Source organism: Streptomyces caelestis, from assembly GCF_001279005.1.
Taxonomy (GTDB): domain Bacteria; phylum Actinomycetota; class Actinomycetes; order Streptomycetales; family Streptomycetaceae; genus Streptomyces; species Streptomyces heliomycini.
The window spans coordinates 58,294-72,011 of sequence record NZ_LGCN01000276.1; the positions used below are offsets into that span (position 1 = coordinate 58,294).

Consider the following 13,718-nt stretch of genomic DNA (forward strand, 5'->3'; position numbering starts at 1 on the left):
GCGCAGGTACTACAGGACGATCCGTCCATCGCCGGAGAGGGTCACTCCTCGGGTAGCTGGAGCCCCTGTGCACCGGGCGGGGCGGCAGGGGCGAAGGCGCGGTCGTCGCGCCTTCGCCCACCAGATTAATCAAGACATGGGCGACTGCGGCAGGTGGACGTCCCCGACGCTTCCCGGAGCCGGGCCCCGAGCCGCCCCGGAGGGACGGCCCCGAGTCAGCTCCGGGGCGCCTCGGGCCCGGCGGTGGAACGGGCCTCGGTGAGCGCCCGCAGGGCCCGTGCGTCGGCGATGGCCCGCTGTCTGGCGATGCCCGGCTGGATGCCGAGCGCGGGCAGGCTGGTGCCGTCGCTGAGGTCGAGGAAGACCCAGGGATCACCGGGACGGAGGTTCACCTGAAGGATCTCCGCCCATTCCAGGCGGCGCCGGCTCGCGATGTTGACGACGGTGACGCCCGTCTCGTCGGCGACGACCTTCGGCCGGGCCAGCAGGAACAGCACGCCGGCCAGCAGCGCGGCGGTGAACACGAAGCTGAGCCGCTCCCCCGGACCGAGCTGGTCCAGCAGCAGCGCGATCAGGGTGATGACCGCGAAGAGCGCGGCGCCGGCGGTGAGCAGCACCGCGCGGGTGCGGCCCGGCCGGAAGGTGACGGGCAGTTCGGGCAGCTGGCCCGCGGTTGCGTCCGACATGGTGGTGCTCCGGGCCCGGTCAGAGGCGGCAGGCGTGGATGGCCGTGGTGAGGATGGCGCGGGCGCCGATGTCGTACAGGTCGTCCATGATCTGCTGGGCCTCCTTGGACGGGACCATCGCGCGGACGGCGACCCAGCCCTCGTTGTGCAGCGGGGACACGGTGGGGGACTCCAGACCCGGGGTGAGGGCGACGGCCTTCTCGAGCTGTTCGACGCGGCAGTCGTAGTCCATCATCACGTACGTCCGGGCGACCAGGACGCCCTGGAGGCGGCGCAGGAACTGCCGCACCTTGGGCTCCTCGCCGTCCGCGCCGGTGGTGGGGGTCCCCCCGGGCGAGTGTGTTCGAGCCCGGGGGAGGATGACGACGGCCTCGGACTTCATGATCGGCTCGCCGACGACGTCCAGCCCGGCGTTGCGCAGTGAGGTGCCCGTCTCGACGACGTCCGCGATGACCTGGGCGACACCGAGCTGGATGGCGGTCTCGACGGCGCCGTCGAGGTGGACGACGGAGGCGTCGATGCCGTTGTCGGCGAGGTGCGCCGCGACGATGCCCTCGTACGAGGTGGCGATCGTCTTGCCCGCCAGGTCCGCCAGGTCTCCGACGGTGCCCGGCTTGGTGGCGTAGTGGAAGGTGGAGCGGGCGAAGCCGAGGGGGAGGATCTCCTCGGCGTCGGCGCCGGAGTCGATCAGCAGGTCGCGGCCGGTGATGCCGATGTCGAGCTGCCCGGAGGCGACGTAGATGGCGATGTCGCGGGGGCGGAGGTAGAAGAACTCGACCTCGTTCGCCGGGTCGACGATCCGCAGTTCCTTGGACTCGCGGCGCTGCCGGTAGCCGGCCTCATGCAGCATCTCCGCCGCAGGGCCGGACAGGGAACCCTTGTTGGGGACGGCGATGCGCAGCATGAGGTCGGCTTCCTTCGTGTGGAGGGGTGTGTCGCGGACGTGAGGGTTCACAGATGGGCGTAGACGTCGTCGAGGGAGATGCCGCGGGCGACCATCATCACCTGGACGTGGTACAGCAGCTGCGAGATCTCCTCGGCGGCCGCCTCCTTGCCCTCGTACTCGGCGGCCATCCAGACTTCGGCGGCCTCCTCGACGACCTTCTTGCCGATGGCATGGACGCCCTTGTCGACCAGCTCGGCGGTGCGGGAGGTGGCGGGATCCCCGTGGGCGGCCTTGTGCTGGAGCTCGGTGAAGAGCTCCTCGAACGTCTTCTTGGACATGGTGGTCCTTACCCTACGCGGTGACGGGGACTGCTCACCGCCAGGGTTCGGATACCGAACGCAAGCAGGCCGCGGTCGCCACCGCCGCGGTGACCGCCTCGTGCCCCTTGTCCTCGCTGGAGCCGGGCAGTCCGGCGCGGTCCAGGGCCTGTTCCTCGTCGTCACAGGTGAGCAGACCGAAGCCGACGGGGACCCCGGTGTCGACCGAGACCTGGGTGAGGCCCTGGGTGACTCCCTGGCACACGTAGTCGAAGTGGGGCGTGCCGCCCCGGATGACGACGCCGAGGGCGACGACCGCGTCGTAGCCGCGGCCGGCCAGGGCCTTGGCGACGACCGGGAGTTCCCAGCTGCCGGGGACCCGGAGCAGGGTCGGTTCGTCGATGCCGAGGTCGTGCAGGGCGCGCAGGGCGCCGTCCACCAGTCCGTCCATCACCTTCTCGTGCCACTGCGCGGCGATGACGGCGACCCGCAGGTCTCCCACGTCGCGTACGGACAACTCCGGTGCACCCTTGCCGCTCACGTCTCTCCTCGGTGTTCTCTTACTGGTTGCCGCAGGCGGGCACGGTCGGCGTGTCCAGCCAGGGCAGGTCGTGGCCCATCCGGTCCCGCTTGGTGCGCAGGTAGCGGAGGTTGTGCTCGCTCGCGGTGACGGGCATCGGCTCGCGCCCGGTGACCTCGATGCCGTGGCGGGCGAGCGCGTCGGACTTGTCGGGGTTGTTGGTCATCAGGCGGACGCCGCGCACGCCGAGGTCGGCGAGGATCTGTGCGCCGGCGCCGTAGTCGCGGGCGTCGGCGGGCAGGCCGAGTTCGAGGTTGGCGTCGAGGGTGTCCCGGCCGCGCTCCTGGAGTTCGTAGGCGCGCAGCTTGGACATCAGGCCGATGCCGCGCCCCTCGTGGCCGCGCAGGTAGACGACCACGCCCCGGCCCTCGGCCTGGATGCGGTCCAGGGAGGCGTCGAGCTGAGGGCCGCAGTCGCAGCGCCGGGAGCCGAAGACGTCGCCGGTGAGGCATTCGGAGTGGAGACGGACGAGGACGTCCTCGCCCTCGCCGATGTCGCCGTGGACGAGAGCGACGTGTTCGACGCCGTCGACGGTGGAGCGGTAGCCGTACGCGGTGAAGGTGCCGTGGGAGGTGGGCAGACCGACCTCGGCCTCGCGGCGGACGGTGGGTTCGGCGGAGCGGCGGTAGGCGATCAGGTCCTCGATGGAGATGATCGTCAGACCGTGCTTGCGGGCGAACGGGATCAGCTCGGGCAGCCGGAGCATGGTGCCGTCCTCACCGGCGATCTCGACGATGGCGCCGGCCGGGCGCAGGCCGGCGAGGCGGGCGAGGTCGACGGCGGCCTCGGTGTGGCCGTTGCGCACCAGGACGCCGCCGGGGCGGGCGCGCAGCGGGAAGACGTGGCCGGGGCGGACGAGGTCGGCCGGCTCGGCGGTGCCGCTCGCCAGCAGCCGGAGCGTGGCGGCGCGGTCGGCGGCGGAGATGCCGGTGCTCACTCCGTGGGCGGCGCCGGCGTCGACGGAGACGGTGAACGCGGTCTTCATCGACTCGGTGTTGTCGTCCACCATCTGCGGGAGGCGCAGCCGGTCCAGTTCGTCGCCCTCCATGGGGGCGCAGATCAGGCCGCGGCACTCGCTCATCATGAAGGCGACGATCTCGGGGGTGGCCTTCTCGGCGGCGATGACCAGGTCGCCCTCGTTCTCGCGGTCCTCGTCGTCGACGACCACGACCGGGCGGCCGGCCGCGATGTCGGCGACGGCCTGCTCGACCGGGTCGAGCGTGAGGTCCTCGAAACCGTCGGTGCGGTACAGAATGGGTGTCGCGCTCATGCCGGCGCTCCTTCCAGGGCGGGCCGCGCGTCGCGGGAGCGCAGCCACCAGTCGCGCAGGCCCCAGAGGACCAGTGCGCCGTAGATGACGTAGACGAAGCCGGAGAAGGCGAAGCCGTTGGCGAAGTTCAGGGGGACGCCGACGAGGTCGACGAGCAGCCAGGCGAACCAGAACTCGACCATGCCGCGGGCCTGCGCGTACATGGCGACGATCGTGCCGACGAAGATGTAGGCGTCCGGCCAGGGGTCCCAGGACAGGGACGGGTAGAGGGTGAACAGCCCGCCGACGGCGAGGGTGCCGACGGCCGCGGCGCCCACGAGGAGAAGCCGTTCGGTATGGGTCGCGAACCGTACGGCGACGGACCCGTCCTGCGCCTGCCGCCGGCCGCGGTTCCACTGCCAGAAGCCCCAGGAGGCGACCAGCATGACGACGATCTGCTTGCCGGCGCTGCCCGAGAGGTGGGCGGCGGCGAAGGCCGTGAAGAGGATCAGGCCGGAGACGAACTGGGCGGGCCAGGTCCACAGGGAGCGGCGCCAGCCGAGGGCGAGGGCGATCAGACCGACCACGTTGCCGATCATGTCCGACCATTTGATGTGCTGGTCGAAGAGAGTGAAGGCCTCGGAGTTGAGCCAGTTCACCGGGGCGCCCCCTCACCGGTGGCGCGGTCGCCGAGCATCCGCTCGACGTACTTGGCGATGACGTCCACCTCGAGGTTGACCGGGTCGCCGGGCTGCTTGATGCCGAGTGTGGTCAGGGCGAGCGTCGTGGGGATCAGGCTGACGGTGAAGAAGTCGGGCCCGGCGTCGACGACGGTGAGGCTGATGCCGTCGACGGTGACGGAGCCCTTCTCCACCACGTAGCGGGAGAGGTCGGCGGGGAGGGAGATCCTCACGATCTCCCAGTTCTCCGACGGTTCGCGTCCGAGGATCTCGCCGGTGCCGTCGACGTGCCCCTGCACGATGTGGCCGCCGAGGCGGGAGCCGACGGCCGTGGGACGTTCGAGGTTGACGCGGGAGCCGACGGCGAGGACGCCGAGGCTGGAGCGCTTCAGGGTCTCCGCCATGACGTCGGCGGTGAACTCGTCGCCCTCGTGTTCGACGACCGTGAGGCAGACACCGTTGACGGCGATGGAGTCGCCGTGTTTCGCGCCTTCGGTGACGACGGGGCCGCGCAGCCGGAAGCGACAGGCGTCGTCGAGGGTCTCGACGGCGGTGATCTCGCCCAGCTCTTCGACGATTCCGGTGAACACTTCCCGGGTCCTCCTGCCTCTTCGGGCACGGACTCCGGGGCTGTCGATGACGACAGAAGGTACGAGCGGGAACACCGGGAACGACGCCGGACAGGGATCGCCTCGACGGCGAACCGGTACGGCGGCGTGCATGGATGCCCGCCCGCCGCGCACTGCCTCCCATCCGGACTTTAACCGTCGGTCCAGGAATTTCACCTGGTCAACCGGCCGCTGGAGGCGACCGGGTCGCGGACTGTAACCGCCGGTTCGGACTTTCACCGACCCCGGAGTGCGCTGCTACTGGTACACGGCCAGTCTGCCACGCCCGGCCGTCCTCCATGCGGGTGGAGAGTGTGGGCTGGATCACAGGGCGCGACACGGAGGCCGCCGGGGAACGCTCGAAGGACAACTCTCCCTCCACACGGCCCCCTTGACGGCCCGTCGCATTGGTCCATACCTATTGACGCCATGGTCTGGTCCTCCTAGGGTCCGAGCCACCCTCCGTGACGGGGCGGGAGCCGGGCCGCCCCTCGCAGGACCGGCCCGGCGGCGGTGACGACGGCCCTTGCCCGCCGCCGGGCCTCACCACGCGCGGATGCGCCCGGCGCCGTGTCCGGTGAAGCTGGACGGCGTACGACGTCAGCCGGCACGACCGATGTCACGCCCGACGGTGGCTGATCCGTCCCGGTTGACGCGGGGCGCTCCGTCGGGGAGCGCCGGGTGCCCGAAGGGACGGAACAGCATGAGCACGATCCTGGTGACCGGCGGTACCGGCACGCTCGGCCGGCACGTCACCGAACGGCTGCGGGCGGACGGGCACGAGGTACGGGTGCTGAGCCGGCACGCGCGGCCGTACGCCGTCGACCTGCGCGAGGGCGGGAGCGGACTGGACGAGGCCGTAGCGGGCGTGGACACGATCGTGCACTGCGCGTCGTCACCGCGCGGTGGCGACGAGAAGGCCGCGCGGAACCTGATCCCGGCGGCCCGGCGGGCCGGGGTGGGACATTTCGTGTACATCTCGATCGTCGGCGTCGACCGGGTGCCGTTCGGCTACTACAGGTCCAAGCTGGCGGTGGAGCGGCTGGTCGAGGAGTCGGGACTGGGGTGGACGGTGCTGCGCGCCACCCAGTTCCACGACCTGGTGCTCTCGGTCCTCCAGGGCATGGCCAGGCTCCCGGTCCTGCTGCTGCCGGCCCGGGTGAAGGACCAGCCGGTCGATGTCACCGAGGTCGCGGACCGCCTGGCCGAGCTGGCCCAGGGCGCGCCGGCGGGCCGCGTGGACGACATGGGCGGCCCGGAGGTCCGGACGTTCGACTCCCTGGCCCGCGCGTATCTGAGGGCCACGGGCCGCCGCCGTGCGGTGGTGAAGGTCCCGCTGCGCGGCGCGGCCTACGACGCCTTCCGCGAAGGCGGTCACCTCGCCCCGGAGCGGGCGGTCGGCAAGGGCACGTTCGACGAGTACCTGGCGGAACGGTTCAAAACCGGCGTCCCACGCCGCTGACGGCCGTCGGCCCCGGCCAGAACCGGCGGCCCCGTACGGGAACGGCCGTCCGGGCACCGGTACCCGGCCCCGGGCACCGGGCCACCCGTGCCCGGGGCCCGGCACCGGGGCCCGGCACCGGGCGGGGCGGCGACCGAGGCGGCCCCGGGTGCGGTCCCCGCCCCGGAACCGGGCCCCGGGCACGGGGCGGACCGGTCGGAGCCGTCAGCGACCGGAACGCCCCTCTGCGAGGGCTCTCCCCCGCGCCCCACCGAGCCCGTCCGGACGGGGCCACTGCGCCGGCCGAGGCGGACAACGGCGCTCGACGAGCGGCCCGGCGCTTCCGGCCCCCTGGCCCGCGAGCAGCCGCGTGCGAGGGCCGGCTGGCGCCAGGGCCGGCGTGCGGCCCTCACGCCCGGCCGGGGGGCGCCGCCACCGACGAGCGGTCCACGAGGCGGGTGCGCAGGGTGTGCATCTCCCGGCGGGGTTCGGCTCCCCCGAGGACGTCGAGCAGTACCTCGGCGGCCGTGGACCCGAGCTGGTGCACCGGCTGTTCGATCATGGTCAGCGGCGGCACCATGACCGCGGCCCAGGCGCTGTCGTCGAACCCAATCAGGGACATGTCACCGGGGCACGACAAATCCCGTGCGCGGATGGCGCGCAGCGCACCGGTGACGCCGTCGGTCTCGGTGCAGAACAGCGCGGTGACGCGGTCGGGGAGGTCGAGCATCCGGGCGACCTCCCGGGCCGCCCGCTTCTCGACCTTCGGCCCGACCATGACCAGTTCGGGGTCGAAGGGGATGCCCGCGTCGTCGAGCGCGTCGAGGTATCCGCGCAGGCGCTCCCCGTCGGTCCACAGATTGCGGGACGCGGCGGCGATCAGTTCCCGGCGGGTCGCGGGAACCTTGTCCACCGGTGGGCCCCAGACGAATCCGATACGTCGGTGACCGGCCGCGATGAGCTTCTCCACCGCCTCGCGCGCCGCGTCCCGGTTGTCGATGACGACGGCGTCCAGATCGAGCGAGGGCACCGCGCGGTCGACGAGGACCACCGGGATTCCGCGGTCGAGGGCCGTGCGGATGTGGCCGACCGAGGAGTGGTCGACCGCCGCCGACGCGACGATCATGCCGTCGACGCGCTTGTCGATGAGGACGTTGGCCGCCGCCACCTCCTCGTCCAGCCTCTCGTACGTGCTGACGACCAGCGTGTCGAATCCGCGGGCGCGGGAGGTGTCGCAGATGCCGCGTACGACACCCGCGAAGAACGGGTTGCCGATGTCCGCGACGATGACCCCGAGGGTGTGGGTCACCCCCGTCGACATGCTGCGGGCCAGCGCGTTCGCCCGATAGCCGAGCTTCTCGGCCGCGGCGAGCACCCGCTCCTTCAGCTCCGGGCTGACGTATCCGTATCCGCCGAGCGTGCGGGCGGCGGTCGCCCGGCCGACCCCGGCCTCCGCGGCCACCTCGGAGATCGTCGGGGGCGCCGACGGGCGGGGCCGCTCTCCTGACATCGCTCGGTACCTCGCTTCTCGTGATCGACGGCTGTCCACATGCTAGACACAGCCGGTGGGCCGGCCACGGCCGAACGCCGCCTCGGTGAAGCACTGTTCGTGGGCGGCGTCCGCGCCGTCGTGCAGCGCGCGTTCCAGCCGGCGGCGGTCGGGCGGGGTGGACCTGCGCCATCCCGCGCGCAGCAGTGACGCCACGAACCCGGCGAGGAAGGCGTCACCGCAGCCCATCGTGTCGACCAGGGGTGCCCCGTCGTCCAGGGGGCGGGCCGGCGCCGCCACGGTCGTACGGCCGTCGTGGGCGACGGCGCCCTCGGCGCCTCGGGTGGCGAGGGCGAGTCCGGCGCCGCGTCGCACCGCCTCGGCCAGCAGGTCGTGGGTGGCCGTCTCGTCCAGGTGGGAGCAGGACAGCAGCACGAGGTCGGCGTACGGGCAGACCCGGTCCAGGTAGCCGGGCGTGCGGTACTCCTCCTCGCTGGACAAATCGAAGGTCGTGAGCGTGTCGAGCCCGGCGAGCTTGGGCAGTTCGCCCTCGCTGCCCGAGTACACGCTGGAGTGCACCAGGTCGAAGGAGGACACGTAGGCGAGCAGGCCGCTGTCGAGGACCAGCGGCTCGCGCACGGTGACGCCGCCTCCGTTCCAGCCGAGGAAGACGCGGTCGCCGGAGTCGACCCGGAGGGTGGACACGCCGCTCTCGCCGTCGCGCACGGCGCAGCGGTCGACGGCCACCCCGGCGTCCGCGATGGCCTCGCGCAGGAAGCGGCCGAGGGCGTCGTCGCCGAACACTCCGAGGTACGCCGCCTCCAGGCCGAGGCGTCTGGCGTAGACGGCCACGTTCACGCTGTTGCCGCCCGGGTAGTCGACGCCGCGGTCGACGAACCGGTCGACGATGTTGTCGCCGAAGCCGAGGACTCTCATGGGTTCTCCTGTGCGCTGGCCCGGCACGCCACGGGGCGGGGGCACGGACGGGCGCCCGGCACCGGACTCGGTGCCGGGCGGCGGGTGCGAGCTGTGGACCGCGGATCACGCGGAAGCGAGCCGGCGGTGGTGCGCCGCGGTCCCCGGGCGGGACGAGGGCGCCGCGCCGGGTCGCGCCGGCTGCCGCCGCCGGGGTCCTTCCCCCGTGCGGCAGCGGCCGGCCGCGTGTCTCAGTAGTCCATGACGCGGTAGTAGCGGCGCAGGTCGAGCGAGTGTCCGCGCACCCGCTCCAGGTGCTTGCTGACCCGGCCCATGACCGTGTCGAGCACCAGCGGTGCGAGCAGACCGCGGAACTCCGGGCTGATGCCGGGCATCGGGTAGTCGCGGGTGTCGAAGACGGTCACGTCGCGGGAGACACGCTTGGCGAAGGCCTCGACCCGGTCGGTGAGGGCGCGGGTCTCGTCCTCTCCCTGGAAGACGAGCACGCTCGTGTCCTCTTCGAGGAGTTCCAGGGAGCCGTGGAAGAACTCGGCGCTGTGCACGCGGGTGGTGCGCAGCCACTGCATCTCCTCGAGGATGCACATGGAGTACAGGTAGGTGAATCCCCACAGGTTTCCGCCGCCGACCAGGAAGTGGTAGTCGGTGTCCTTGTGGGCCTCGGCGAAGGCGGCGGCCCCCGGCTCGGCCTGCCGTGCCACGTCGAGGAGGACGCCGGGCAGTCCGGCGAGTTCGCCGGCGAGCCTGTCGTACCCCTCGAACTCGCCCCGGCGTGCGAGCAGCCGCCCCATGAGCAGCAGCATCTGCGGGTCGAAGGGCCAGGCCTTCGGCTCGGAGACGAGGGCCACGTCCACGCTTTCGGCCACGGGGGACTCGGCGTAGCCCGTGAACCCGACGGTGCGCACACCCCTCGCCTTGCAGTACTCGATGGCCCGGAGGCTGTCCTCGGTGGTGCCCGACACCGAGGTGAAGACGGCGACCGAGCGCTCACCGAGCGTCGCCTCGGCACCGGTGACCAGATCCGCCGCGATGACGGCGTGGACGGGCAGCGTCGAGACGCGGCGGGCGAGTTGTTCGTACGGCCACATCTGGGCGTAGGTGCCGCCGGCGCCGACGAGGAAGAGGTTGTCGAAGCCGTCGTCCGTGAGGCGGTCGGCGAGTTCCTCGATCCGGGGGCGCAGGGCCACCGTGCTCGCCAACTGGGAGAGGAATTCCGGCTCGTCGAATCCGAGCATCTTCGCGTCCTTTCGAGAACGGGTGCGGCCGGCGGCGCTGAGCGACCTGATACCGGTATCACGCGGGCCACACGCTGACACAGCGCATCGACGACGTCAACAGCAGCGGGGCGTCCGCAGCTATGCACCCCCTTCGAAAGTCGGCTCTGAAGTGCTACTTCATCAATCCGTACGGAGAGAAACAGTCGCGCTGCGGCGCACCCCCGCACTTTCCCGAAAAAGATCTTCGCTCTGACTCTGGTACCGGTATCAGATTCTCTGTACAGTCGCCGCACGCCAGCGGCCGTCCCCGGACACCCCGCAGCGGATCCGACGCGCCCGCGCCTTCGGCGGGCCCTCCCATGACGAAAGGACGCCCATGCGCACACGTGCACTGACGCGGTCCGCAGCACTCCTCGGGGCCTCGGCACTCGTCCTCACCGGCTGCTTCGCCGGACCGGCGAAGGGGCCCGCGGCCGACGTGACCGCGAAGCCGGAGTACTCCGGCACCCTGAGCATCCTCACCAAATTCGCGGGCGAGCCCCTGGAGCCCTACTTCGAGGACCTCGCCGCCGCGTACGAGCGCAAGCACCCGAAGGTGAACGTCGAACTGATCCAGGAGACCGACCAGAGCGTCAAGGACAAGACCAAGACACTCACCGCGTCGGACGCCCTGCCCGACGTCTACTTCACCTGGACGGGCACCTGGGCGGAGAACTTCATCCGCGGAGGCCGCGCGGCGGACCTCACCAAGGTGATCGGCCCCGACACCGCGTGGGGCAGGACCTTCGGTGAGTCGGCGCTGTCGGCGTTCGCCCACGACGGCCGCTACTACGGCGTCCCGCTGTACAACAACGGCAAGTTCATGGGCTACAACAAGTCGGCCTTCGACAAGGCCGGCGTCGACCTGCCGAAGACCTTCGAAGAACTGATCGCCGCCTGCCCGGACCTGCGCGAGGCCGGCTACGAGCCCGTCGCCTTCGGCAACAAGGACGGCTGGCCCGCCCTGCACTACCTCCAGCAGCTCTTCGCCCACAACGTGCCGGCCGAGGTCCGCGAGGCCGACTACGATCCGAAGACCGCCGCGTGGGACGACCCGGGCTACCTGGGCGCCCTCAAGCAGTTCAAGACCCTGGTGTCCGACTGCACCGACACCAAACGCGGCACCAACGGCGTCCTCTACACCTCGGCGCAGGAGGCCTTCGGGCAGGGCAAGGCCGCCATGTACTACCAGGAGATCCTGGAGTTCGACAACACCACCTCCGGCGGCGCGCTCAAGCCCGGGGACCTGGGCATCTTCCCGCTGCCCGCCGCCGCCGGGGCCAAGGGAGACCCGAAGGCCGTCGAGGGCGCACCCGAGGGTTACTTCGTCAACGCCCGGTCGCCGCGCGCGGCTCTCGCCGTCGACTTCATGAAGTTCGTGACGAGCACCGCCCACGCGAAGACCCTGTCCGCACCGCCCTACGGCCAGCCGAGCACCGTGGTCGGCGCGGTGACGCGACAGACGTCCAGCAAGGCCGTCCAGGAGGGGATCGACCTGGTCAACAAGGCCCCACGGCTCGCCGGCTGGCTGGACATGGTCACCGCGCCGGAGGTCGCCGACGCGTGGCTGGCCGGCGGCGAGGCCCTCATCAGCGGCAGCAAGTCGCCCGAGCAGGTCATGGACAGCGTGCGCCGGGCCTCCGACTCCGCCAAGTGACCGGCGCGGGCTGAAGGGAAATCAATCCGGTGCGCACTCTGTACCGAAGAGCAGCCGGGCTCGCGTGGACCGTGCCGGCCCTCGTCCTGCTCGCGGTCTTCGTCTACCTCCCGCTCGTCCAGAACTTCGGCTACTCCACGCTGTCCTGGGACATCTACAGCGGCAGTCAGCAGTTCGTCGGCCTGGACAACTACCGCGACCTGTTCGCCGACCCGGTCTTCTGGACCTCCTTCACCAACAACCTCTGGTACGCCCTGCTGTCGATCGTCTTCCAGGTCTTCGGCGGCCTCCTGCTGGCCGCGCTCATCGAGAGCATCCGCAGTACGCGATGGCAGCGCGCCCTCCGGACGATCTACTTCATCCCCTCCGCGATCTCACTGACCGTCGCGGGACTGCTCTTCTACTTCATCTACGAGCCCAACCTCGGCCTGCTCAACCACGCCCTGGAGGCGGTCGCGCCCGGCACGTTCGACCACGCCTGGCTGGGCCAGGAGAGCACCGCCATGACGGCGGTCATCGCGATGAGCCAGTGGCAGGGCTTCGGCTACTCGACGCTGCTGTTCGCCGTCGCCATCCAGCGGATCCCCGCGGAGCTCCACGAAGCGGCCGCCCTGGACGGCGCCGGACCCGTCCGCCGCTTCTTCCGGGTCACGCTCCCGCTCGTGCGGGAGATGACCGGGCTCATGGTCCTGGTCACCGTGTCAGGCGCCTTCCAGGTGTTCAACGAGGTCATGGTGATGACCAGCGGCGGACCCGACAACTCGACCCACGTGCTCGGCACGTGGCTGTACCGCAACGGCTTCGTACGCAACGACTTCGGCCACGCCGCGGCCATCGGCACCGTGATCTTCGTGATCACCCTCACGGTCGCGATGGCGCAGCTGTGGTTCACCCGGAGAAGAAGGGTGGAATGGTGAGCCGTCTCGGCTTCCTCGGCGTGATCGCGCGCCTGTTCATGTGGGCCTTCCTGCTGAGTCTCGCGGTCGTGGTGCTCTATCCGCTGCTGTGGATGGTCCTGAACGGGTTCAAGACCAACGCCGAACTCTTCGGCAACCCCTTCGCGCTCCCCACCGACCTGAGCTTCGGCAACTACCGCGACGCGTGGAACCGCGGCGTCAGCGACTACCTCGCGGCCAGCGTCCTGGTCACGGTGACGTCCACGGTGGCGACCGTCTTCATCAGCGCCTGGGCGGCGTACGGACTGACGCGGGTGGACATCCCGTTCAACAAGGTGCTCACCGCCGTCATCCTGGGCGGCCTGATGCTCACCCCGACCGTCGCCCTGGTCCCGCTGGTGCGCATGTTCCAGTCGATGGGCCTGTACAACAGCTTCTGGGCACTGCTCATCCTCTACACGGCCTTCCGTGTCCCCTTCACCACCTTCCTCATCCGCGCCTACATGATCGACCTGCCGCGCGAGGTGGACGAGGCGGCACAGATCGACGGGGCTGGCCGCTGGACCGCGTTCTGGCGGATCATCCTGCCGATGTGCAAGCCCATCATCACGTCCACCGTCCTGCTGCACGTGCTCTTCGCGTGGAACGAATACCTGTTCGCCATGGTGTTCACCAACGGCAGTGACGTGCAGACCCTGCCGGTAGGCCTGACGAGCCTGATGAGCAAGCACGGCACGGACTTTCCCGTCGTGTTCGCCGGCATGGTGATCGCCGCGGTCCCCGTCGTGCTCCTGTTCCTCTTCGGCCAGCGCTACATCGTCAAGGGCCTGGCCGACGGCGTCGGCAAGTGAACCACTCCCCCGGTACGAAGGGAGAACCCCATGCCGATCGCCCGTCGGGTGAGGTCCTCGCGGAGTGCTCCCTCCCGTACGCGGGTGTTCCGGTCGACGAGGGCTATATGCCGGCCCGGCGTTCCTGACGGCTCAGGGCCGTCACCGGGCGCCCGCCGAACCGGACGGCCCCGACGTCGGGGCCGCCAA

Annotated in this window: 14 protein-coding genes and 1 riboswitch; of the genes, 4 read left to right on the top strand and 10 right to left on the bottom strand. The window is 70.9% G+C overall.

Annotated elements, in window-relative coordinates:
• Positions 1 to 215: 215 nt before the first annotated feature.
• The 7 genes from ADK41_RS37450 to ADK41_RS37480 are packed head-to-tail and all read right to left on the bottom strand — an operon-like array spanning position 216 to position 4,988.
• The gene (locus ADK41_RS37450; protein WP_030832700.1) at positions 216 to 686 is read right to left on the bottom strand and encodes a PH domain-containing protein; all 471 of its coding nucleotides are present in this window, start codon (positions 684 to 686) and stop codon (positions 216 to 218) included.
• Positions 687 to 705: 19 nt separating this feature from the next.
• Positions 706 to 1,590, bottom strand: a complete 885-nt coding sequence (gene hisG, locus ADK41_RS37455; protein WP_030832703.1) for an ATP phosphoribosyltransferase — start codon at positions 1,588 to 1,590, stop codon at positions 706 to 708.
• Between the two features lie 47 nt (positions 1,591 to 1,637).
• Complete coding sequence (locus ADK41_RS37460; protein WP_004990764.1) at positions 1,638 to 1,910, bottom strand: phosphoribosyl-ATP diphosphatase; 273 nt, start codon at positions 1,908 to 1,910, stop codon at positions 1,638 to 1,640.
• 34 nt (positions 1,911 to 1,944) lie between these two features.
• Positions 1,945 to 2,430, bottom strand: coding sequence for a 6,7-dimethyl-8-ribityllumazine synthase (gene ribH / locus ADK41_RS37465; protein ID WP_030832709.1), 486 nt, complete (start codon positions 2,428 to 2,430; stop codon positions 1,945 to 1,947).
• Between the two features lie 19 nt (positions 2,431 to 2,449).
• Entirely contained in the window at positions 2,450 to 3,739 is a 1,290-nt protein-coding gene (locus ADK41_RS37470; RefSeq protein WP_030832712.1) for a bifunctional 3,4-dihydroxy-2-butanone-4-phosphate synthase/GTP cyclohydrolase II, read from the bottom strand.
• Complete coding sequence (locus ADK41_RS37475; RefSeq protein ID WP_030832714.1) at positions 3,736 to 4,377, bottom strand: nicotinamide mononucleotide transporter family protein; 642 nt, start codon at positions 4,375 to 4,377, stop codon at positions 3,736 to 3,738. Before ADK41_RS37475 ends, ADK41_RS37470 begins: the two co-directional genes overlap by 4 nt.
• Positions 4,374 to 4,988, bottom strand: a complete 615-nt coding sequence (locus tag ADK41_RS37480) for a riboflavin synthase (RefSeq protein ID WP_030832716.1) — start codon at positions 4,986 to 4,988, stop codon at positions 4,374 to 4,376. The genes ADK41_RS37475 and ADK41_RS37480 overlap by 4 nt, the downstream gene beginning before the upstream one ends.
• Before the next feature lie 145 nt (positions 4,989 to 5,133).
• Positions 5,134 to 5,264, bottom strand: a riboswitch (FMN riboswitch).
• 445 nt (positions 5,265 to 5,709) lie between these two features.
• Between ADK41_RS37480 and ADK41_RS37485 the strand changes: the two genes are divergently transcribed.
• Positions 5,710 to 6,468 carry an SDR family oxidoreductase gene (locus ADK41_RS37485; protein ID WP_030832718.1) on the top strand — a complete coding sequence of 253 codons (759 nt, stop codon included), beginning with the start codon at positions 5,710 to 5,712 and terminating at the stop codon, positions 6,466 to 6,468.
• 388 nt (positions 6,469 to 6,856) lie between these two features.
• Here the strand turns inward: ADK41_RS37485 and ADK41_RS37490 are convergent, their stop codons facing one another.
• The 3 genes from ADK41_RS37490 to ADK41_RS37500 all read right to left on the bottom strand — a co-directional run bounded on the left by ADK41_RS37490 (position 6,857) and on the right by ADK41_RS37500 (position 10,104).
• Positions 6,857 to 7,957 (bottom strand): LacI family DNA-binding transcriptional regulator, encoded by a 1,101-nt coding sequence (locus ADK41_RS37490; protein ID WP_030832720.1) that lies wholly within the window; start codon positions 7,955 to 7,957, stop codon positions 6,857 to 6,859.
• Positions 7,958 to 7,999: 42 nt separating this feature from the next.
• Positions 8,000 to 8,872 carry a PfkB family carbohydrate kinase gene (locus ADK41_RS37495; protein ID WP_030832722.1) on the bottom strand — a complete coding sequence of 291 codons (873 nt, stop codon included), beginning with the start codon at positions 8,870 to 8,872 and terminating at the stop codon, positions 8,000 to 8,002.
• A gap of 230 nt (positions 8,873 to 9,102) precedes the next feature.
• Positions 9,103 to 10,104, bottom strand: coding sequence for an SIS domain-containing protein (locus tag ADK41_RS37500; protein ID WP_030832725.1), 1,002 nt, complete (start codon positions 10,102 to 10,104; stop codon positions 9,103 to 9,105).
• Between the two features lie 358 nt (positions 10,105 to 10,462).
• Between ADK41_RS37500 and ADK41_RS37505 the strand changes: the two genes are divergently transcribed.
• The 3 genes from ADK41_RS37505 to ADK41_RS37515 are packed head-to-tail and all read left to right on the top strand — an operon-like array spanning position 10,463 to position 13,529.
• Positions 10,463 to 11,782: an ABC transporter substrate-binding protein gene (locus tag ADK41_RS37505; protein ID WP_030832728.1), complete on the top strand. Its 1,320-nt coding sequence runs from the start codon at positions 10,463 to 10,465 to the stop codon at positions 11,780 to 11,782.
• Between the two features lie 29 nt (positions 11,783 to 11,811).
• Positions 11,812 to 12,699 carry a carbohydrate ABC transporter permease gene (locus ADK41_RS37510; RefSeq protein ID WP_030832731.1) on the top strand — a complete coding sequence of 296 codons (888 nt, stop codon included), beginning with the start codon at positions 11,812 to 11,814 and terminating at the stop codon, positions 12,697 to 12,699.
• On the top strand, positions 12,693 to 13,529 hold the full coding sequence (locus ADK41_RS37515; protein ID WP_030832734.1) for a carbohydrate ABC transporter permease: 837 nt from the start codon (positions 12,693 to 12,695) through the stop codon (positions 13,527 to 13,529). Before ADK41_RS37510 ends, ADK41_RS37515 begins: the two co-directional genes overlap by 7 nt.
• Positions 13,530 to 13,718: the final 189 nt, after the last annotated feature.